This is a genomic window from Flammeovirga sp. AWQ4_249, from assembly GCF_056161045.1.
The window spans coordinates 1-22078 of the sequence record NZ_JBSWYJ010000052.1 but is presented as its reverse complement, the minus strand read 5'-3'; the positions used below and the strand labels follow the sequence as shown (position 1 = coordinate 22078).

The 22078-nt window shown below is 33.9% G+C and carries 15 protein-coding genes and 1 tRNA gene; 8 read left to right on the top strand and 8 right to left on the bottom strand.

Annotation, left to right across the window (positions count from 1 at the left end; translation table 11 throughout):
- Positions 1–158 precede the first annotated feature (158 nt).
- The 5 genes from ACXAHM_RS23195 (at position 159) to ACXAHM_RS23175 (ending at position 10768) form a co-directional block, all read left to right on the top strand.
- Positions 159–7163 (top strand): PAS domain S-box protein, encoded by a 7005-nt coding sequence (locus ACXAHM_RS23195; protein WP_474965600.1) that lies wholly within the window; start codon positions 159–161, stop codon positions 7161–7163.
- 138 nt (positions 7164–7301) lie between these two features.
- Entirely contained in the window at positions 7302–7859 is a 558-nt protein-coding gene (locus ACXAHM_RS23190; RefSeq protein ID WP_474965598.1) for a chemotaxis protein CheW, read from the top strand.
- Positions 7860–7879: 20 nt separating this feature from the next.
- Complete coding sequence (locus ACXAHM_RS23185; RefSeq protein WP_474965596.1) at positions 7880–8239, top strand: response regulator; 360 nt, start codon at positions 7880–7882, stop codon at positions 8237–8239.
- 28 nt (positions 8240–8267) lie between these two features.
- Positions 8268–10070 carry a chemotaxis protein CheA gene (locus ACXAHM_RS23180; protein ID WP_474965594.1) on the top strand — a complete coding sequence of 601 codons (1803 nt, stop codon included), beginning with the start codon at positions 8268–8270 and terminating at the stop codon, positions 10068–10070.
- 26 nt (positions 10071–10096) lie between these two features.
- Positions 10097–10768, top strand: a complete 672-nt coding sequence (locus ACXAHM_RS23175) for a hypothetical protein (protein WP_474965592.1) — start codon at positions 10097–10099, stop codon at positions 10766–10768.
- On the opposite strand, the gene ACXAHM_RS23170 is transcribed toward ACXAHM_RS23175, so the two are convergent.
- The 5 genes from ACXAHM_RS23170 to ACXAHM_RS23150 all read right to left on the bottom strand — a co-directional run bounded on the left by ACXAHM_RS23170 (position 10765) and on the right by ACXAHM_RS23150 (position 15242).
- Positions 10765–11265 carry a methylated-DNA--[protein]-cysteine S-methyltransferase gene (locus ACXAHM_RS23170; protein ID WP_474965590.1) on the bottom strand — a complete coding sequence of 167 codons (501 nt, stop codon included), beginning with the start codon at positions 11263–11265 and terminating at the stop codon, positions 10765–10767. The genes ACXAHM_RS23175 and ACXAHM_RS23170 overlap by 4 nt on opposite strands.
- A 3-nt stretch (positions 11266–11268) precedes the next feature.
- Positions 11269–12894: an apolipoprotein N-acyltransferase gene (lnt, locus tag ACXAHM_RS23165; protein ID WP_474965587.1), complete on the bottom strand. Its 1626-nt coding sequence runs from the start codon at positions 12892–12894 to the stop codon at positions 11269–11271.
- Positions 12894–13616 (bottom strand): 16S rRNA (cytidine(1402)-2'-O)-methyltransferase, encoded by a 723-nt coding sequence (rsmI, locus tag ACXAHM_RS23160; protein WP_474965584.1) that lies wholly within the window; start codon positions 13614–13616, stop codon positions 12894–12896. Before rsmI ends, lnt begins: the two co-directional genes overlap by 1 nt.
- Positions 13617–13741: 125 nt before the next feature.
- Positions 13742–14713, bottom strand: a complete 972-nt coding sequence (locus ACXAHM_RS23155; protein ID WP_474965580.1) for an AAA family ATPase — start codon at positions 14711–14713, stop codon at positions 13742–13744.
- 367 nt (positions 14714–15080) lie between these two features.
- Positions 15081–15242, bottom strand: coding sequence for a hypothetical protein (locus ACXAHM_RS23150; RefSeq protein ID WP_474965576.1), 162 nt, complete (start codon positions 15240–15242; stop codon positions 15081–15083).
- Between the two features lie 273 nt (positions 15243–15515).
- Here ACXAHM_RS23150 and ACXAHM_RS23145 point away from each other — a divergent pair, with 273 nt between their 5' ends.
- From ACXAHM_RS23145 to ACXAHM_RS23135, 3 genes are read left to right on the top strand one after another with little or no spacing between them, the layout of a single operon-like run.
- The gene (locus ACXAHM_RS23145) at positions 15516–16736 is read left to right on the top strand and encodes a hypothetical protein (RefSeq protein WP_474965574.1); all 1221 of its coding nucleotides are present in this window, start codon (positions 15516–15518) and stop codon (positions 16734–16736) included.
- 7 nt (positions 16737–16743) lie between these two features.
- The gene (locus ACXAHM_RS23140; protein ID WP_474965572.1) at positions 16744–17295 is read left to right on the top strand and encodes a condensin complex protein MksE; all 552 of its coding nucleotides are present in this window, start codon (positions 16744–16746) and stop codon (positions 17293–17295) included.
- Positions 17295–21014, top strand: coding sequence for an ATP-binding protein (locus ACXAHM_RS23135; RefSeq protein WP_474965569.1), 3720 nt, complete (start codon positions 17295–17297; stop codon positions 21012–21014). The genes ACXAHM_RS23140 and ACXAHM_RS23135 overlap by 1 nt, the downstream gene beginning before the upstream one ends.
- 42 nt (positions 21015–21056) lie before the next feature.
- Here ACXAHM_RS23135 and ACXAHM_RS23130 read toward each other — a convergent pair whose 3' ends face one another.
- The 3 genes from ACXAHM_RS23130 to ACXAHM_RS23120 form a co-directional block, all read right to left on the bottom strand.
- A complete protein-coding gene (locus ACXAHM_RS23130) occupies positions 21057–21266 on the bottom strand; it encodes a helix-turn-helix transcriptional regulator (protein ID WP_474965566.1) in 210 nt (69 codons plus the stop codon).
- Positions 21259–21732, bottom strand: coding sequence for a hypothetical protein (locus ACXAHM_RS23125; protein ID WP_474965562.1), 474 nt, complete (start codon positions 21730–21732; stop codon positions 21259–21261). Before ACXAHM_RS23125 ends, ACXAHM_RS23130 begins: the two co-directional genes overlap by 8 nt.
- A 258-nt stretch (positions 21733–21990) precedes the next feature.
- Positions 21991–22063 (bottom strand) — tRNA-Phe (locus ACXAHM_RS23120).
- Positions 22064–22078: the final 15 nt, after the last annotated feature.

Here is a 22078-nt window from a genome sequence, read left to right as displayed (position 1 = left end):
GTATAAATATTCTTAGCATAACAAACTGTTCTATAATATTGTTTTGAAAAAGTCGTAATTTGATATAGAAAGTTAACTATTGATTATGTCACCCATGTTTTAAATGGTTAGATAAACTTTCTGTACAGCCCAAAAATTACCCGTTCAAAATAACTAATATGGCACTAGGAGATAATATCAAGAAGGATCGTCTGTTAAGCCGAGATGATTCTTCAGCCGGAAATGAAAGACCCAAAAAGATCCAAAACGAAGACTGTAAAGAACTGAAAAAAGAAGTTCGTATTCTTCGAGAAAAATCTAAAGCCTTAGATAAAACTATTCTTGTAGTCGAAACAGAATTAGATGGTACTATTATATCTTGTAATGACAGGTTTAGTAATACATTAGGTTTTAAATCAAGTGAACTACTAAATCAACCATTATCTAGAATCTTATCGCCAGATACACCAAAGAATTTTTCTGATAGTGTTTTTAACATTGTAAAAAAAGGTGAAACGTATTCTGGGACTACAAAGAATGTCACAAAAGATGGTGCTACTGCTTGGATGGATGTAACTATCTCTCCAATTTATAATGAAGATAACAAACTGTACAAATACCTTTTACTAGGATTAGATGTAACAGATATAGCTAATAAAGAGCAAGAATTTTCAAATATAAAAAGTGAGCTAGATTCTACAGTAAATGTGTTTCATACTGCTGCATTAGTATCTGAAACAGATTTGTATGGTACGATCACTTTTGCCAATGAAACTTTCGCAAAACTTTCTGGATATACACCGGACGAATTAATTGGTAAACCACACAGTATTGTTAGGCACCCGGCTAATCCAAAGTCATTATTTAAAGAATTATGGGATAAAGTACAAAATGGACAAATGTTCCAAGGTACTTACCGAAATATGGCAAGAGATGGAAGTCACTATTGGGTGCAAGCCACAATTGCTCCAGTGATGGATGCAGAGGGTAACCCAATAAAATATATTGGTGTCCGATTCAATGTTACAGCTCAAATGGACCAAGAAAAAGAAATGGAAGCTGTTCAAGAAGTAATTTCTGATTCTAATGGTATTGTTGAGCTAGATTTAGACGGAAATGTAATCGGAGCTAATAAGTTGTTTGCCAAATTCTTGGGGTATCAAGAAGTTGATTTAATTGGAATGAACCATGATAATTTTATTCCAAAAGAGTCAGAGCATTTGAAATTGGATGATGATAGAAAGAATCAACTCAAGTCTGGTAAAGCAGTAAAAGGTACCTTCAAAAGAGTAGATGCACAAGGAAATACCAAATGGTTAGAAGGTACTTATAACACAGTGAAAGATTACGATGGTAATGTTGCCAAAATAATTGCTCACATACAAGATGTAACCGATCGTCGATTAGCTAACTCTGATAACCGTGGTAAAGTAGCCGCAATTGACAACAGTTATATGCGTGTGGAATTCGATTTGAATCGACATATCATTGACTGTAATGATCTATTCTCTGAAGGTGTTGGTTTTAGTAAAGACGAATTAATCGGGTTAGACCATATTAACTTAGTTGATGAGAAATATGGAGCCTCTCAAGAATATAAAGACTTTTGGAACAAATTAAGAAGAGGTGAATTTGATAAAAACGTCTATAAACGTACTGTTGCTGGAGGCAGAGAAGTTTGGTTACAAGCCACTTATAATCCAGTAAAAGATCAAGATGGTAACGTTTATAAAATTGTAAAGATTGCAGAAGATGTAACTGCTCGTCGATTAGCCAATGCGGATAACCGAGGTAAAGTAGCTGCGATTGATAATAGCTACATGCGTGTAGAATTTGATCTTAATAGATGTATCATTGACTGTAATGATCTATTTTCTGAAGGTGTTGGTTTTAGCAAAGATGAGCTATTAGGTTTGGATCATATTAATCTTGTGGATAAAGAATATGGTGAATCTAAAGAATACAAAGCTTTCTGGGATAACCTAAGACAAGGAAACTTTGATAAAAACGTCTATAAACGTACTGTAGCAGGAGGTCGTCAAGTTTGGTTACAGGCTACCTATAACCCAGTAAGAAATCAAGAAGGTGAAGTTTACAAAATTGTAAAGATTGCAGAAGATGTAACTTCTCGTCGATTAGCCAATGCTGATAACCGAGGTAAAGTAGCCGCGATTGATAATAGCTACATGCGTGTAGAATTTGATCTTAATAGATGTATCATTGACTGTAATGATCTATTCTCTGAAGGTGTTGGTTTTAGCAAAGATGAACTGTTAGGTTTGGATCATATTAATCTTGTGGATAAAGAATATGGTGAATCTAAAGAATACAAAGCTTTCTGGGATAATCTAAGACAAGGAAACTTTGATAAAAACGTCTATAAACGTATTGTAGCAGGAGGTCGTCAAGTATGGTTACAGGCTACCTATAACCCAGTAAGAAATCAAGAAGGTGAAGTTTACAAAATTGTAAAAATTGCTGAAGATGTAACTTCAAGAAGGTTAGCTAACTCAGACAACCGTGGTAAAATTGCCGCGATTGATGCAAGTTACATGCGAGTAGAATTTGATTTAGATCGACATATCATTGATTGTAATGATTTATTCTCTCAAGGTGTTGGGTTTAGTAAAGATGAATTAATTGGTTTAGACCACATCAACCTTGTAAGTGATGAATATGGAAAATCTAAAGAATATCAAGATTTCTGGAATAAACTAAGAAGTGGTGAACCTGATAAGAATGTCTACAAACGTACTGTCGCAGGAGGCAGGGAAGTTTGGTTGCAAGCCACTTATAACCCGATCAAGGATCTTGAAGGTAATGTTTATAAAATTGTAAAAATTGCAGAAGATGTAACCGATAGACGTCTTAGAAACTCGGAAGCAAGATCGAAAATTGAAGCAATTGGTAACGTACAAGCAGTAGTTGAATTCAACCTTAAAGGTGAAATGCAGGATTGTAACGATCTTTTTGTTGAAACTACAGGGTATTCTAAGGAAGAATTAATGGGGAACCACCATAGAATGTTGGTGGAAGAAAGTTATGCCAATTCTATAGAATATGAACGCTTCTGGGATAAACTAAATCAAGGTGTTCATGATGAAGGAGTCTATAGAAGAGTAAGAAAAGATGGTAGTATAATGTGGTTACAAGCTACATACAACCCGATTTTTGACCTGAATAACAATGTTTCGAAAGTTGTAAAATATGCGACGGATATCACAGAGCAAATTGAGACACAACGAAGAGCAGAAGCCCTTAAAAACGAATTAGAATCAAGAGTAGATGCCTTCAACTCTGCTGCCCTAATGTCAGAGACGGATTTACACGGTAATATTACCTTTATTAATGATGCTTTCGCAGAACTATCTGGTTATACAAAAGAAGAATTAATAGGTAAACCTCACAATATTGTACGACATCCTTCAACTCCTAAGGAGATCTTTAAAGAGTTCTGGGAGACAATCCAAGCCGGAAAGATCTACAAAGTGAAATACCGAAACTTGAAGAAGAACGGTGGTTATTATTGGGTTGATGCTACGATTGCACCAGTACTTGATTCAGAAGGAAAACCTGTTAAATATATTGCGATTCGATTTGATGTAACAGCTCAAATGGATTCACAAGTTGAAAAAGATGGTGTGGATGAAGCATTATCGAAATCAACAGGTGTACTTGAATTGACAATGGATGGCGAGGTAATGACAGCCAATGATACAATTCTAGAAGCATTAGGATATAATGAAGGTGAGTTAATTGGTAAGAGTCATGATGTATTATTGACTTCAGATCAAGAAACGATCAATAAGAATAAAGATCTATGGAATAAATTGGTGAAAGGTCAATTCCATGTAGACTCATTTAAAAGAAAACGTTTAGATGGAAGTGATGTATGGCTTGAAGGTTCATATAACCCAATCCAAGATTACGATGGAAACTATGTGAAAATCGTAGTTTACTTACAAGATATTACGGAACGTCGTTTAAGAAACTCAGAAACAAGAGCGAAAATTAAAGCGATTGGTGAGGTACAAGCAGTTGTTGAATTTGGAATGGATGGAGTAATTACAGAATGTAATGATCTATTTGTTCAGACAACCGGATATCCGAAGCAAGAGTTAGTTGGTAAGCATCACAGAATGTTGGTGGAAGAAACTTTAGCCAACTCTGTTGAATATGAACGCTTCTGGGATAAACTGAATCAAGGAGTCCATGATGAAGGTGTTTATAGAAGAGTGAAAAAAGATGGTAGTGTGATGTGGTTACAAGCCACATATAGCCCAATCTTTGATTTGAATGGTAATGCAATGAAAGTAGTGAAATATGCTACTGATATTACTGAGCAGATTGAAACGCAACGTAGAGCAGAAGCTTTAAAGAACGAATTAGAATCAAGAGTAAACGCCTTTAACTCTGCCGCTTTAATGTCAGAGACAGATTTACATGGTAATATTACCTTTATTAATGATGCTTTCGCTGAATTATCAGGATATTCTAAAGCAGAATTAATTGGTAAACCTCACAATATTGTACGACATCCTTCAACTCCTAAGGAGATCTTCAAAGAGTTCTGGGAAACAATTCAAGCAGGTAGAATCTATAAAGTGAAATACCGAAACTTGAAGAAAAATGGTGGTTATTATTGGGTTGACGCCACAATTGCCCCAGTATTGGACAACGATGGTAAACCGGTCAAATACATTGCGATTCGATTTGATGTAACAGCCCAAATGGATTCACAAGTTGAGAAAGATGGTCTAGATGAAGCAATCTCGAAATCTTCAGGTGTAATGGAACTCTCAATGGATGGTGAAATTACAACGATGAACGATACCTTACTTGAAGTAATGGGTTACAATGAGGGAGAAATAATGAATAATCCTCATGATGTAATTGTTGGTGTTGACCAAGATACAGTCCTTAGAAATAAAGAACTATGGGCGAAACTTCAGAAAGGTCAATATGTAGTGGATTCCTTCAAACGTATTACAAAAGATGGTCGAGAAGTTTGGTTAGAGGGATCTTATAACCCGATTCAAGATTATGATGGTAACTACGTGAAGATTGTCGCTTATCTCAATGACATTACAGCAAGAAGAATTGCCAACGCTGATAACCGCGGTAAGATTGCGGCGATTGATGCAAACTATATGCGTGTGGAATTTGATCTTGTCGGTAATATTCTTGACTGTAACGATATCTTCAGTCAAAATACACAGTATAGCAAAGAAGAACTTATCGGTTCACATCACAGTATGCTAGTTCATAAAGAATATGCGAACTCAAATGAATATAAGCAATTCTGGGAAAGACTAGGAAGAGGTGAATTTGATAGAAATGTCTATAAGAGATATAATAAATCTGGAGACGAAGTTTGGTTACAAGCCACTTATAACCCAGTACAAGACCATGAAGGTAACTTCTATAAGGTTGTAAAAATTGCAGAGGATGTAACATCAAGACGACTTGCCAATGCGGAAAACAGAGGTAAAATTAATGCCATCTTGAAAGCCCAAGCATCCGTAGAATTCGACTTAAATGGTAATATCCTAGAGTGTAATGATAATTTCTTAACCACTACGGGATATAGAAAAGAAGAAATTATCGGTAAACACCATAGTATCTTTGTAGAACCAGATTATGCTACAAGTTTTGAGTATAAAAATTTCTGGGAGAAACTGAGAAAAGGTGAATTTGATAATGGGGAATATAAGCGAATCAATAAATCCGGACAGGAAATATGGCTTCAAGCGACTTATAACCCTATTGAAGATGCGGAAGGAAACATCTTTAAGGTAGTAAAATACGCATCAGATGTAACCGAATTCAAAACAGCCTATAACGCACTCTCAGATTTCTTAGAGGAGCTAGCCAAAGGTAATTTTGATGCGAAGATGGACTTAGGTAGCATTAACTTAGATTCTGATATCGGTAGAATGATCGAAAACAACAGATCATTAAGAGATAACCTGAAAAACTTTATTACCGAGATTAACCGAGTTGTACAAATTGCAGGTAATCAAGGTAAGCTGAGTGAACGTCTCGAAATAGAAAGTGCTCAAGGTGCATGGAAAGAATTAGCCGATGCCTTTAACAACTTACTAATCTCGATTTCACAACCAATTTTAGAGTTCCAAGGGCTAACGAAATCAATGGCACAAGGGGATTTATCAAAACGTTTCACAGGTCAGGCAACAGGTGATATTGGTCAAATGGCACAAGGTCTAAATGAAGCCTTGGATGGACTACAAAATCTACTCTTAGAGATCGAACAGATGTCGAACACGGTGGCAGGGTCATCGGATCAGATGAAAGAGAAGTTCGGTATCATGGATAATTCAACAGGAACGGTGGTAAATGCGATTCAAGAAATTTCATCAGGTATGTTGGAGCAGGTAGCAAGAACGGATGAATCATCGAAACTAGTAGATGAAATTCTTTCAGCAGCAGAAGATACCGGTAATAAGGCACATGTCATTAACCGATCAGCTGAATCTGGTATGGAATCTTGTCAGAATGGTATGATGATTATCAAGCACTTGGTAGAAAACATGGATGCCATTGAGAATTCAGCCGGATCAACATCAGAATCAATTGAAATTTTGGCAAAACGATCAGAAGAAATCTCAAGAGCCTTGACTGTAATTACAGACATTGCCTCACAAACTAACCTACTTGCCCTAAACGCAGCAATTGAGGCAGCCAGAGCAGGTGAAGCAGGTAGAGGTTTCGCGGTAGTAGCCGAAGAGATTCGTAAACTAGCCGAGGATTCAAGGCAATCTGCAGGTGGTATTGAGAAAGTGATTCAAGATGTTCAGAAGGACGTTGGTTCTGCGACAAAAGCCATTGGTAAGATGGAAGAATCAGTAAAAGTAGGTAATGATGCAACGAAAGATGTATCTGAAGTATTTAAGACTATTCTTGACTCTAGTGAAGAAACACTGAAGTTATCAAAAGATGTACTTGAAGCAACAGATACTCAGAAAGGTTCAATTGACTCCGTAGTACAAAATATCGAGAAAATTGTAGTTGTATCTGAAGATACTGCCGCTGGAACGAAAAACGTGGCAGGTGTTGCAGATGAAATGTCCGAATCTGTGAAAGAAATGGGTGAAACATCTGAAGAATTGAACCAAGTAGCCTCTCAACTGAAAGAGGGTGTTGGTAAATTCAAATTGAAATAAAACATAAAAAAGAGGAAAGGTATATTCTTCTTAGAGTATATCTTTTCTCCCCATAATTCTATATTAATTTATCATTTTCTTTAGATTAATTTCTATTGAAACGCAATCCTACAGATACTACTAAATGACCCCATTATTATGAATGTGGAAGAACCAAACAATGAAGGTTTATCAAAAGAAGAGAAAATTGCTGAAGCAGTTGATATTGCTAAAGTGACCATCGATGATGAACAAGAACAGAAAAGTAATATCATCGTATTCCGTTTAGGTGAAGAGGAGTATGGTTTACGAATTGATCAAATTAAAGAAGTTGTAATTACTCCCCGAATTACAAAAATTCCACTAACTCCATCTTATGTTCGTGGAGTAGCTAATATTAGAGGTAATATTCTAGCAATTATTGACCTAGAAGATAAATTTTCTCTAAATAAAACCATTAGTGAAACGAGTGGTTACACATTAGTGGTAGAAAGCCATGAATACAATATGGCGATCTTAGTGAAAGATGTACCCAATACATTATCAGTAGCTGATACTGATATAGACTATACTCCAGCTGTTGTTACAGAAATGCATGGAGAGCAAGATTATATCAATGGAATAATTAAGATCGATGATCGATTGATTATCCTGATTGATATTTTTAAGATTATTACAAAAGAAGATCTCAAGCCTGTACTAGGTGCTACTATTTAAAAATTAACGTTTAATTACCCATGTCAAAAAAAGTTTTAATTGTTGATGACTCCCTTTATATGCGATCCATCATTAAAGATGCATTGGAAGAAGCAGGGTTTGAAGTAATTGGTCAAGCTTCTAACGGTGAAGAAGCTATTGATCTGGCATTAGATTCAGAACCAGATTTAATCACATTAGATAATATCTTGCCTGATATGCTTGGACTTGATATTCTAAAAACACTGAAAGAAGAAGAACTTTCATCAAAAATCATTATGATCAGTGCTGTTGGACAACAATCAGTTATTGATGAAGGAATGAATTTAGGATTAGATAGTTATCTCGTAAAACCATTTACACCCGAACAACTGACAGAAGCAATAGGTCAGATTATGTAATTGCAATGCCCACTCTGAACTTGGACGAATGAAAGAAGAAGAACTAAAACAGATATTTCTCGCAGAAGCACAAGATAGTTTTGAAGAGCTGAATCGTTTATTTACTCAGCTCGAAAAAAATCATGCAGACCGAGAGGCAACCGAAGCCATATTCAGGATCATTCATACCTTAAAAGGGAATGCTGCTGCTATGGGATTTGAGGATGTTGCTTCTGTTGGACACCTTTTGGAGGATATCTTTAGCGAAATTCGTAGAGGTAATATGGCCTTAACATCTATGGTCTTTAATGATCTCTTCAAAGCTATTGACAAGCTTGGAGAAATGATTGAAGGTATAAAAGTAGATAAAAAAGTACCTTACAAAGGCTTAAGAGCTAAGCTTAAAGTAATTCTAAGAAATCTTAAAGGTGAAATAGAATTTGAAGCTACTCAGGGTGGAGAATCATCAGATAAGAAAGATAAAGAACTTGATGAAGAATTAGAAAAGGAAGTAAAGAGTGAGCTTACAGATAGTGAAAAGGAAATCTTAGCCTCTGAACAGCCAGTGCCTATTGGTATTCCTTTAGATGATGCTTTTTCAGAAAATGGAGATGAGAAAAAATCAAAAATTACCTTCTCCGATTTTGTTCAAGTTCCTGTTGCAAAATTAGATACTTTACTAAACCTAGTGGGTGAATTGGCTATCGAAAAAGATAGAATTATCGCCCAAGGAGCAAGTTTAGGTTCTACCAATGAATATACTCGATTGTATAGAATTACTTCTGATTTACAGTACTCTGTAATGGGAGTGAGACTTGTACAAGTGGGTGCTCTTTTTCATAAATTTCATCGTATTGTTCGAGATGTAGCTACCATTGAAGATAAAAAAGTCAATTTGGAGCTTTATGGAACAGAGATTGAAATTGACCGAAATGTACTGCAAATTATAAGTGATTCGATGATTCACTTAGTGAGAAATGCAGTAAGTCACGGTATTGAAAGCCCTGAGGAAAGAGTCAAAAAAGGGAAAAAGCCTCAAGGTACAATTCAATTGAAAGCCTCTTCTGATAAAGAGTATGTAATCATTGAAATAATTGATGATGGTAATGGTATAGATGCCAATAAAATTCGTCAAAAAGTAATCGAAAAACGATTAGCAACACCTGAAGCTTTAGCCGCTTTATCCGATGATGATGTAGTCAAATTTATATTTGAACCAGGATTCTCAAGTGTTGATCAGGTAACATCCGTGAGTGGTAGGGGTGTTGGTATGGATGTGGTTAAAAAAGCTGTAGATGCTGTTGGGGGTAAAATAAATACCAAAACAGTATTAGGTAAAGGTACTACATTCAGTCTGAGTTTACCTTCTTCAATGGCCGTGAAGTCCGCTTTATTATTCGTGATTAATAATACTGAGTACGCAATTCCTCTTTCTTTTACAGAGGCTGTAATTTCAGTCAAAAAATCAGCAATTCATAAAGTTGGTGGAGGTCTGGTGACTACACATTTGGATGATACCATTACAGTCATGTTCTTGAGGGATATTTTTGATTGTAAAACATCTGACGAATTATCTGACCCTCAACTTCTCCATCGTTCTTTCGATAACATTAATGACCCCGAAGCAAAAATCAATATCGTTGTAGTTTCTGTTGACAATAAAATGATAGGTTTTGTCGTAGATAGATTATTACAGCAAAAGGAAATTATTGAGAAACCACTTGGTAAACCGGTAGAAAATGCCAGATTTATTAGTGGTGCAACTATCTTAGGAAATGGAAATGTATGTTTAGTTTTAGACGCTAATGATATTTCCGAATTTTTATTCAAACCAACTTTTGCTACTGTATAAAACTTGAATTCTAGAAAGAAATCATTATGATTCAATCCCAATTTTCCATAGAAAAGTCTTACTTGATAAACGATATCACCAATATTGCTTTAGGGAATGTCGCAAATGCTTTATCTACTGTTCTTAAAGATGAAATATTAGTGAGAAATGTTTTTGAAGTAAAAGACTTAGCCAATGAACAACTTTTAAGACAAGATTATAAGGAAAATGTTTTCGTATTGACTACTGATATTATTGGTGATATGAAAGCAGAAACAATGCTCATTATTCACGGTGAAGATGAACAAAGTATTATTGAAAAGTCCTTACCAAGAACTGAATGGGGAAAAAAGCAAATGCGTGAAGCCATGTTATTAGAATTAGATAATATCCTAATTGCTGCATTTGTGACAAAGTTTGCGAACCTCTTTAATAACAAAATTTACGGACATGTACCTAGCATTAAAGAAATGTCTATCAATGATTTTGGTAAATATGTTCAAGAAAGAGAAAATGAAATGAATGTATCCTATGCTTTAAAAGCAGAATTAGGAGCATTTAAATCCAGAGTAAATCTTGAATTGATCTGTATGTTTGATGAGACGTTAGTTCCTTTTGTGAAGAACTTTGACTTTGATAATGCTTTTGTTGGACATCATGAAGAGGAAAAGAAAGAAGATGATAATAATAAAGGATTCTTCAAAAGTATTTTTGGTTAAAATAAACTCAGTTGTTCTTGACCAAACTTGATATATCCTTCATGTTGTAATAGCCATTTTTTTCGGCCCAAACCACCAGCATAACCAGTTAATGTACCATCACTTCCGATGATTCTGTGGCAAGGAATTGCAAGCATAATTGGATTTTGACCATTTGCAGCACCAACCGCCCGAATAGCTTTAGGGTTATTAATTCTTTCTGAAATATCAAGATAAGAAGCAACGGTCCCATATTTTACTTTACACAATTCTTTCCAAACTTGTTTTTGAAATTTAGTTCCATGTAAATCAATGGAAAAATCAAAACCAAGCTTACTATTTCCTTGAAAGTAGTTATCCAGCCATTCAATGGCATCCATAGTGTGAGGATTAGGTAAGTCCTTTAAGACCTCTTCCTCCTCCTCCATAAAACGAATTTTTGCAACTCCTCTTGGTGTGGCTTCTACGACCATTAAACCAAGAGGAGTTTCTATATAATCTCTAAAAGTAGTCTCCATAATTTAGATAGGAAGAGCATTTTTTCTTCGTGACCAACCAACTAATAACATTGTTACAGCAAGTGCACTTGCTACTCTAGCAATATAGTCACCATATTCTGAGTAGAATGTTACTTCTTTATTTAGATGTACTTTTCCTACTTTAGCACCCATTTCACCATAAGCTATTGGTTCTAATATATCACCTCTTTGATTGATAAAACACGATACTCCTGTATTGGCTGATCTAGCAATATCTTTTCTTGTTTCGATAGCTCTTAATGATGAAAAAGCAAGATGTTGTGTATGTCCAGGGGTATCGTTCCACCAGCCATCATTAGTAATGACTGTAAGAAAATCTGCTCCTTTCTTGACATATTCAGTGACATATTCACCATATACGGATTCATAACAAATGATTGGACCTACATTGATACTATCATTCGCAAAAACAACTCTTTCATCTTGTCTTCCTAATCCACCAGAACTTCCTCCAAAGTTGAGAATAATAGGTTTAAGTAAAGCAGGGAAAGGAATAGTTTCCACTCCGATTACCAACTGAGATTTATGATAAAATGAAATTGGATCTTGTGCATGAACTCTAATTCCGGTGTTAAAAACATCATAATAACCTAAATTATCACGATGACGTGCTGTCTCACTTTGAGCTTTATCTCCATATATTTTGTAAGTATCAGCTCCTGAAACTAAAGTAGTATTAGGATACATATTCATCATTTTCTGAATCCTAATAAGATCACTACTTCTTTCTGGTTGATCTTCATTGATATTATTACTGATAGATGTTTCTGGCCAAAAGACAAATTTGACATCAGGATTCATATTTTCCATCGTCAAATCAATCATTCTTTTTACTTGTTGTTGAGGGGGAATATAGGTAGTTGTATTTTGTTCTCCAGTTCTAGCATTGTATCTAAACTTCTCAGTATAGCAATCAACATTAGGTTGAACGACCATTACTTCTATTTCTTGACCTACTTCTTCATACGTGTAATACATGTATAATGAAGTTGATATAGGAATAACTAAATAGAAAAAGATAGAAATAATTTTCTTTCCGTTAGCCATGAAGCTAAAGAAATAAATATTGAGTAAACAAATCCATAATGTACCACCAAAAGCACCAGTATATTCATACCATTGTGCCAATGAAGGAGTAAAACTTAATACATTACCTAAATTTAACCAAGGCCATGAAAATTCCCAGAACATATGGATATATTCAAAAGTAATCCACCAACATACAAAATCAAGATGGTGAAACTTCCCTTTAGAAATTCTTCTAGTGGCATAAAAGGCAAGAAAAGGAAGAGCCATTAGAGCTGCATTTGCTCCCCAGGCTCCAAAAGTTGCCCAAGAAGAAGCGAACCATAACCACCAATAACCAATTATATTAAATGTAAAAAGAGCAAGAAATGAAAAACCATAGATTCTCCACCCTTTTCGCTTTTTAGAATCTAAAGAAATCACTCTTTCTAATTCTAATAATGGCACAAAACCAATAAAGACTAATGGAAAAAAGCCATGCCATGATAATCCAAGAAATGTACCGCTCAATAAGGCCAAAAACCATGGATACCATTTCTTATTACTGTTTGCTGTTATAAAGTCGTAGATAAATTTCCTCATTACTGGTCTTTGTATTTATACTTATTTCCTTTAGGCTTTTTCTCAATTTTTTTACCTTCCACAACTGCTACGATTTCTCCTTTAGGTGGATGTTCTGTGTAATATTGGGCAAGTTCAGCCAAAGTACCTCGTTTAGTTTCTTCAAACATTTTTGATAATTCTCTAGAAACACTAGCATTTCTTTCTCCACCCCAAGCTTCTGATAATTGTTCTAAAAACTTAACTAAACGGTGAGGAGATTCATAGAAAACCATCGTTCTTTGTTCTTCAGCAAGCTCTTGTATTTTAGTCTGTCTTCCTTTTTTATGAGGAAGAAACCCTTCAAAAGTGAAACGATCAGCAGGTAATCCAGAGTTAACTAAAGCGGGAACAAAAGCTGTCGCACCAGGTAATGTTTCTACTTTAATACCTACTTCTCCACATGCTCTTACTAAAATATAACCTGGATCAGAAATAACAGGAGTACCTGCATCAGATACTAAAGCAATCTTTTCACCTTTTTCAAGTCTTTTGATTAAACCATCTACCGTTTTATGCTCATTAAAAGCATGGTGACTTTGAAGATTAGTCTTGATATCAAAATGCTTGAATAGCTTTCCAGTGTTACGTGTATCTTCTGCTAATACAGTATCGACTTCATTTAATATTCTTAATGCTCTCGCTGTAATATCTTCCAAGTTCCCAATGGGTGTAGGAACAATATATAATGATGTTTCTTCCATAATTCTTATTTATCCTAACAAAGATAGTAATATGAGGTGGTTGATTCAGAAGTTCATTCATAAAAAAAGCTGAATCACTTCTTAAAAAATGATTCAGCTCTTTTTATTGTTATAATTCAAAGAAATTATTTGCTGATTTTTACTTTATTCAAAATAGCATCAATTACTTGTTTTGTCGAAATCTCATCTGCTTCCGCCTCATAGTTAAGAATGATACGGTGATTTAATACATCATAAGCAATTTCTTTAATATCCTCAGGAAGAACATAATCACGACCTTCGAAAAATGCTACTGCTTTTGCTGCTCTATGTAAGTTGATAGAGGCACGAGGAGAAACACCAAACTGAATGTATTGAGCTTCTTCTGTTAAGCCGTAATCTTTAGGAAAACGAGTAGCGAAAACTAAATCGATGATATATTGCTCTAAGCTTTCGCTCACCTTTACATCATTAATAGCATCACGAATCGCAAAAATATCCTCTTTTGATAAGATAGAACGTACTGAATCATCAAATGATTGATTTGACATTCTACGCATTACCTCTAATTCGTCTTCTTTACGAGGGTAACTGATATATACTTTAAGCATAAAACGGTCAACCTGTGCTTCAGGAAGAGGGTATGTACCTTCTTGTTCCACTGGGTTTTGCGTTGCTAATACTAAGAATGGACGATCTAATTTGAAAGTAGTTTCACCGATCGTAACTTGCTTCTCTTGCATGGCCTCAAGTAATGCTGCTTGAACTTTTGCAGGAGAACGGTTTACCTCATCCGCTAATACTAAGTTAGAGAATACAGGACCTTTCTTTACTTCAAAGTTTCCTTCTCTTTGGTTGTAGATCATTGTACCTACAAGGTCCGAAGGTAATAAGTCAGGAGTAAACTGAATACGTTGGAAATCTAAGTCCAAAACATTCGATAAAGTGTTTACAGTAAGGGTCTTTGCTAGGCCTGGAACACCTTCTAATAGAACGTGACCATTAGTAAAAAGTCCAATTAATAATCTGTTTACCATGTAGTCTTGACCAACAACTACTTTTCCTACTTCTGAAATCACTTCATGGATTTTGTCATGAAGAACTTTGTGATCTGCCATATTATATCTTACAAAAAACTTTTCTCTGTTTAGTTCTCTACAGTAAGTATGTTAGATTAAATACTCACTATGTACTGTTATGCAATTTACACGATGAAAAGGATTATTATGGATATTCATTTATGTCTAAACAAATTTTAACGTTTATTTTCATTTTGAATTATCTCTAAACTTAAAAAATACGACCTAAAAAAGGTCACCCTACAAATAAAGAGTGACCTCTGAAGTATTTCTCAAGCTTAATTTATTTTTAAGTTTGCTTATTTAGTTTGTCTAGGATTGGTTTCTAAGAGGTTGTTATTTAGCTTGATATTCCCTTAAAGATTTAGTGGTTAGCTAAGTTGTTAGTGATATAGTTGTATTCAAATCAATCATTACTTTGTTGTGTAGATAATTCCTTTTTAGTTTGCTCTAACTTCAATTCATTTTTATCATCTCTTTCATCATTATTGTTACTCAAATTAGATAATCCTAATAAGGCAATGACAATAATAAGTACGAAGAAAGCATATAATTTATGAGATTTCATTTCATCTAAGTTGATTAATTTTCTTTTTTCTAGTACAAATATGCGTAATAGTTACACTTCAGTTGTTGACTTCGATTATCTGTTAATAATGATTGTTATCAACATTTACATCTATTGGATTGAAATTGAAAACTTTACTATTAAATGTGTACAATCAGAGCTGTATATTTTGATATAAAAATAATTGTAACCAATAAATAAATTTTGAACCATAAGCGAACTAAAGTATATTGTCTCCACTGTAGCTTTACGCAAATAAATAATTAGGATACTGTGCCAGATATACAAACAGCAGAAGAATTAATAAGGGAACTTTACAGACATCGAAAAGTTGTACAACATCTATTTAAAAGAAAAAGTGCTTCTTTTGATGAATTGATAGATGTAGCAGAAGGAAAAGAAAAAGAGGTACTTCAAGCTAATGCTAGAGGTATTATCTCTTTGCAGGAAGGTGAACCGGCACGCCTTGATGAAAGATTATTAAATTTTGTAGAGGACTTTTTAGAAATCAATGAGGATATACGAAACTTCGAAATTGATGAAAGTATACGTAGCCTTAAAAAAACAATTTACCTCTATGAAATCGATGAAGATACAAAGGAAAGAGAGCGTTATTTATTGCGTATTAAACGTAATTTAAATAGCATCGGCAGGGTAATACGTAAGAATGCAGCTACTTTAAGTGCCTTAGTAAAACAAGAATATAAAACAGCTTCTTCTATTGAACTAAAAAAAGTAAAAATAGAAGACCATAATGAGCAAGCGGAAAAATTATTACAATTGATCCAAAATGCTGAGGAATTACTTGATAATCCATTTTTTAGAGTAGTCCAAGATGAAGGATTAAGGGTGATTGTCAATGAGCTAAAAGGAAATCACCTTACAATGGCTCGTCATAATTTGATTGCATTAAGACAGGAAATCGTTCGATTTATCAATCAAATTGCTGAATTAGACAGACAACATAAAAAGATACTCCAATTAAAGAAATACAGAGACTTATATGAATTGGAAGTTCGTACTAATGTAGAAGAAGTATTTACGCACGAAAGTGCTCTTTTCTTCGATACACAATTACGTTTCCAAACAATGTTAGATCTCGATTACTTAAGAGGAGATGAGGGGTTAGATATCATTGAAAGGGTGGCTATTCGTCGACAACATAAAATGCGAATGCAGTTGCAAGCCGAATTAGATATCGATGATGAATTATTAGATCCTCAGCAACAAAAAATGCTACATGTAGATTTTGGTAAGTTAAAAAGAGCCTTCTTCATACAGGATAAAGACTTATTCAATTTTGTACAAGAATATGACTTTGGAACTGAAATGTCAGAAGATGATTTAGTGAGAATCTATTGTCAGGTAGCCTTAATTTTTGAAGACGAAATGGATTTCGGTTTAGCAGCAAATCCATTTGATGAAGCAAAACAAATCTTGAAAGGAGAAAAACAATACGCTTTCATCCGTCCTAAAAAACAAACAAAGAAATAATATCAGCATGAATATAGATCATAATAGTACAAGACGAGTATTTGAAATGCTTAGTCGTGGACAATTTTTGAGCGCCAATACAATTAGACCTGAGTACAGAAAACTTTACGAAGAAGTGGAAGAATACTTTTCGGCTTTTGAAAGTGTATATGCACCTCTTGGTTTTCATTTAAAGAAAGGAAATAATTACTTCTATTTTTCTAGAGAGGGAGGAAGACAGACGATTGAAGAGAAAATAGAACGATTTTATAAATACATTGATCGATTGGCTTTCTTCGCCACTTTTGCTCCAGGTTTTGGGGAAGGAATGCGTTTTTATGTAAAAGATATTGTACATAAATGTAATGTTGAAACGGATTTGAATGATCAATTGCAAAGGTTGGTTTCTGATAAATCAGTTTCTACTCACGATAAAGTAAGAGACCTTGTAGATGAAATGAAAAGGCAAGGTTTTATGGAATGTGAAGACGATGAAAATGAAGGTTACATCGTACTTTCTTCTTACAATTACTTAAAAGATATTGTTGATTTAATAGACATAGATCCTACTAACGAATAATGAGTACTTCACAAGCACCAAAAAGATATTTAAATAAACTTGTACTAATAAAAAGTGCCGGTTTTGATTATGCTGAAGTTGATCTTAGTGGAAATGTTCACTTTGTAGGATCAAATGGCTTTGGTAAAACAACAGTATTAAGAGCAGTTCTTTTCTTTTATCATGCGACTTCAGAAAAAAGAGAATTAGGCATAAAAGAACAGCAGATGTCTTTCTCGGAATATTATTTCCAGGATTTGAATGCTCGATTAATTTATGAAATTCAAACTCCTAGAGGAAAGCATTGTCTGACAGTTTATAAAGCTGGAGGCCGATTAAGATTTAGATTCATCGATGCAGCATATAATAAAGACTTATTTATCAAGGATAGGAAGTCATGCAGTCATGATGAAGTAGTAGAGAATTTCCAAAAAGCAGAAGTTACTTTTTCAGATGAAATCAGACGTTTTGCGGATTTGAGAAAAGTATTATATGGTGTAAGTAAATTCAATACACAATATAGCTTACTGAAACCTGCTGCAGGTATTAAAAGTCATCATACAGATGGTATTCCAAAAGCAATTACCAATATTTTTAGAAGCTCTGGTTTAAAGTCAGATTACATCAAAAGAGCAATTGGTGAAGCAGCTTCAGCAGATTATGAAATGCAGCCAATTTCATTGGATACTATCGCTAATTTTATTCATGAGTTTGATGATCAGTTGACAGATTTTGAAGATTTCGAAAGAAATAAAGGAAATGCTGAAGAGATTGTTACTCTTGAAGCTGAAATCAATCAACAACAAGAATATCAGCAACGTTTAGCAAAACAAATTGGTGGTGGTGTAGCATTAGCTGAAAAACACTTAGCAGACTCAGAAAACCTTTTGACAGAAATGCAAAAGGAAGAAAATGAGATGAAAGCCAAGTATGAGAAAGCTGAAAATAATTACCAAGAAAATACTGCGAATGTCAACCAAGAATTGGGAGAGATTAAAGCTGTATTAAAGGAAATTGAGCGAAGAGAAAAAGAATATGAATCAATCAATATTGCGGGAGATAATTTCTCAATAGAAGAATTGATCGCTCTTTGTGCAGAGGAACCTCGTTTAAAAGATCAATTAATTTATCAACAAGAGGTAAAACAAATGTTGGTAGCCAAAACAGCAGAGGTGGAAAGGCTTGTAGTTGATCAAAAGAAAACATTAGAGCAAAAATATACGACTCGTAAAGGAGAGTTTAATGAGCAAAAACAATTGCTTCGTGAACAACTTCATTTACAGAAAGAAAAACTTCAAAGTGAAAAACAAGAGAAACTAGACGAAGTTAGAAATAAGTTTTTTACAAAAGAAGGCGAATACAGAACAGAACTTGATGCTTTAAAAGAAGCAAAAACAAGGGCTGAAGTTGCTTTAGAAATTGAAACTGAAAAAGATTTTGCCAAAGAATTATTATCAGATAATAATACACAAAGAGTAAAACTTTCTTCGGCAATTAAAGAAAACAAGCATGCTTTAGTTGAGGCAGAAAATGCCATAAAAAATACGAAAGAAAGAAGAAGGCTTGAGGAACAAATTATCCGAAACGAAGCGAGGAATCAGCAAATCGAATTAGAACGTCAAGTGAAAATTATTGCTGATGAGGTGAAAGAATGGAAAGTTCGTCAGGAAAATTATGAAGGTTCTCTAAGAGAATTTTTAGATCAAAATAAATCAGATTGGGCAGAGAATATCGGAAAGGTTTGTGATGAAGAATTACTTTCTAGAAAAGATCTTGAACCTGCTCTTTTAGAGGGTGAATCTTTCTATGGAATCAAATTAGATATTGCTTCACTTAATTCTAAAGTAACCGCTACAGATCATATTTCTGATACTTATAAAGCTAAAAAGGAAGAGCTTGAAAAAGCAGAAAAGGATCTAGCGGAATTAGATGCAATTATTGATAAAAAAGTTGAAAAACTATTAAGTTCTTCTGCGAAAAAACTCAATAATTTAGAGCAAACACTTTCTGACCTTTCTAATCAGATTGTTGGTCAAGAAAAAGAATTAAAAGACGCTAGAGAACAAGAAGCTTCTATCCTTGAAAAAGGAAATTCAATGAAAGAAGATGCTTTAGTAGAATTAAGACGTAAACTTCGTCTTTCTCAAGAAGCATGTGAAAATCTTGAAGGTAAATTAGCGGATCTTAAAGATGATCGATGGGCTCAAGAACGTGAGATTTCTGATATTTTAAATTCAAGAATTAATACGTTAAAAGAAGAAATCGAAGGTAAACTAGCCAAGATTGAACAAGAATGGTCTGCCTATGAAGGTGATCATCAAAAACGTATTAAAGCTCTTGAAGAAGAAAGAAAAGGTTTATTAGAAGAAAAAGGAATTGATACGGACAAACTTCGAGAAGTTGAAGAAGAAATTTCTCTGTTAAACCACAAAATAAAGCAGGTTGATGAGGCTCAAATTGTGAAAAGAGGCTACGAAAAGGATAAAGTTTATTATTTAGATAAAGCGGATGAAGTTCGTAGCAAAAAGAAATTCCAGGAAAAAGAACTTGAAACCCTCAAAGAAGAGTACGATAAAGCGGTTGCTGAATACGAGGAACAATTAAATTATTTAGATGATAAGCGTGATAAATATAGAAGAACAAAAGATCACTCTAATCATTTATTGAAACAGTTCAAAGCGGCAAAAGAAGAAGACGAACAAGCTTACGAGAGACTTCAGAAATACTTTAATGAAGGGATTGAGAATTTAAATGAAGCAGAAATTAATGATAGTGATCTTTCTTTCTTATTGACAGAATTAAGGAAATCATTGAAAGAAAAAAGTCGTCTGATTTCAACATTTAAATCAAAAGGGCAAATATTTACAGGTATTTTTAGGCGAGATAATCACTTGAAGATTCCAGCACTTTTTGCTCAGTCTACATTACAGGAGTTTGTTTATTTAGCAAAGAAAGTTTTACCTGGACTATTGGATGGTGAGCGTTTGACACACATGAGAGATCAATTGGAAAAGCAACACAGAGAAATTATTAGTTCTGTTGCTCGACAAGTAAAAGATCTTTCGGATACATCAAACTTGATAAAGGACATTGTTAAAAATATCAATAATGGTTTTGCAAAAAGTAACTTTGTTGGTGTTGTAAAATCAATTGAACTAGAATATAATGAGAACAATACTCCATTATTGACTACGTTGAAAAAGATTTATAAACTTAATGAAAACGTTTCATTCTCTGATCAAGGTGATATTTTTAAAGTTAATGTCAATCAGTCTTCAAAAGATTCTAGATACTCAGTACAGTTATTGAAAGATTTAAGAAGAGTGATCAAAGAAAATGCGCAGAAGCAGATTACTTTGGAAGATACTTTCATGCTTCGATTCCGAGTAATTGAAAACAATAACGATACAGGTTGGGTAGAAAAGTTATCAAATGTAGGTTCAGAGGGAACAGATGTATTAGTGAAATCCATGATTTACATTACATTACTTACAGTCTTCCAAGAAAATGCCTACAAAGATCAGAATGATTACTTCGTTCACTGTGTAATTGACGAAGTAGGTAAGCTGTCTGATAGATATTTAAGAGATTTGATTCATTACACAAAATCAAAAAATATCCGCCTAATCTTCGGCTCACCAAATGAAAATGATCCATCGATCTATGATCATGTATTGAAGTTGGAAAGAAATTCAAAAAGCAATAAAGCAAGTGTAGTAAAACTTGTTAGTGAGATATAAAATAAAAATCTCCTGTTGAAATAATTTCAGCAGGAGATTTTTTTATTTATCCCAATCTTTCTCTTCTAGTTCAAATAATTCATTGACGGGAAGATTAAATATTAATGATAATTTTAATGCTAGAATAGTTGATGGAGTATATTTTCCAGTTTCAATAGCATTAATTGTCTGTCGACTTACATTTATTTTTTTAGCAAGATTAGCCTGAGTTATATTATGTCTAGCTCTTTCTACTTTGATTAAGTTACGCATGCTGTAATGATTTATTACTCTTGTATAAAAGCCAATAAAATTTAAAAATAAAGATGAAAAGAGTAGTGAACATATTAAAAATCATAACCCATAAAAATGCCATGTCATACACAAAAATAATACTAGTCAAAAGAATACAATAATTAAGGATAAAAGCAGTGATTAAAGCCTCTAACCTCATTTTTGATATAAATTCATCTTCTATTTTTTCCTTTGAAACCATTACAATTAGTCCGCCTATAATGATAAAAAAGGATGCTGCTTCATCAAGCAAATTATTCTGAATGCTTCTAGAGAAATATTGTGTTTTGTTAAGCATTGGTTCGGTAACAATAGCAATAACATTAGCATCGAAAAAATAAATTTCATCTCCTTTTAAGATATAAAGAAAACCTAATAGTATACCAATTGAAAGCATAATCCAACCCAGAGGTTTATACTTATGAGAAATTAGAATTGAAGTCATAATAATTATGTCTTTAGGTTGATAATATAATACTAATGTAAATTATGATTTACTAAAAGTCAAGTTTACTTTACATTTTATTTATTTGAAATTGAAAGTATAACTTTTGACTTCAACGCCTAGATTTTTTTGCTTCGTTTTTTCATCAATGGAAAAAATGAAGAAGAAGGATAAATTGAAAGTAGTATCAATTAAATTAAGTACTAAGATAGAGAGGATACAAAAAAAGCCTATCCAAAAGGATAAGCTTTAATTTTGTGGTGATGGGCGGATTCGAACCGCCGACACACGGATTTTCAGTCCGATGCTCTACCAACTGAGCTACATCACCGGGAAACAATTTATA

What these genes read in the sequence shown, in the direction of transcription:
- ACXAHM_RS23195 (WP_474965600.1), top strand. Translation starts at nt 159, where the DNA reads ATGGCACTAGGAGATAATATCAAGAAGGATCGTCTGTTAAGCCGAGAT.
- ACXAHM_RS23190 (WP_474965598.1), top strand. Translation starts at nt 7,302, where the DNA reads ATGAATGTGGAAGAACCAAACAATGAAGGTTTATCAAAAGAAGAGAAA.
- ACXAHM_RS23185 (WP_474965596.1), top strand. Translation starts at nt 7,880, where the DNA reads ATGTCAAAAAAAGTTTTAATTGTTGATGACTCCCTTTATATGCGATCC.
- ACXAHM_RS23180 (WP_474965594.1), top strand. Translation starts at nt 8,268, where the DNA reads ATGAAAGAAGAAGAACTAAAACAGATATTTCTCGCAGAAGCACAAGAT.
- ACXAHM_RS23175 (WP_474965592.1), top strand. Translation starts at nt 10,097, where the DNA reads ATGATTCAATCCCAATTTTCCATAGAAAAGTCTTACTTGATAAACGAT.
- ACXAHM_RS23170 (WP_474965590.1), bottom strand. Translation starts at nt 11,265, where the DNA reads ATGGAGACTACTTTTAGAGATTATATAGAAACTCCTCTTGGTTTAATG.
- lnt (WP_474965587.1), bottom strand. Translation starts at nt 12,894, where the DNA reads ATGAGGAAATTTATCTACGACTTTATAACAGCAAACAGTAATAAGAAA.
- rsmI (WP_474965584.1), bottom strand. Translation starts at nt 13,616, where the DNA reads ATGGAAGAAACATCATTATATATTGTTCCTACACCCATTGGGAACTTG.
- ACXAHM_RS23155 (WP_474965580.1), bottom strand. Translation starts at nt 14,713, where the DNA reads ATGGCAGATCACAAAGTTCTTCATGACAAAATCCATGAAGTGATTTCA.
- ACXAHM_RS23150 (WP_474965576.1), bottom strand. Translation starts at nt 15,242, where the DNA reads ATGAAATCTCATAAATTATATGCTTTCTTCGTACTTATTATTGTCATT.
- ACXAHM_RS23140 (WP_474965572.1), top strand. Translation starts at nt 16,744, where the DNA reads ATGAATATAGATCATAATAGTACAAGACGAGTATTTGAAATGCTTAGT.
- ACXAHM_RS23135 (WP_474965569.1), top strand. Translation starts at nt 17,295, where the DNA reads ATGAGTACTTCACAAGCACCAAAAAGATATTTAAATAAACTTGTACTA.
- ACXAHM_RS23130 (WP_474965566.1), bottom strand. Translation starts at nt 21,266, where the DNA reads ATGCGTAACTTAATCAAAGTAGAAAGAGCTAGACATAATATAACTCAG.
- ACXAHM_RS23125 (WP_474965562.1), bottom strand. Translation starts at nt 21,732, where the DNA reads ATGACTTCAATTCTAATTTCTCATAAGTATAAACCTCTGGGTTGGATT.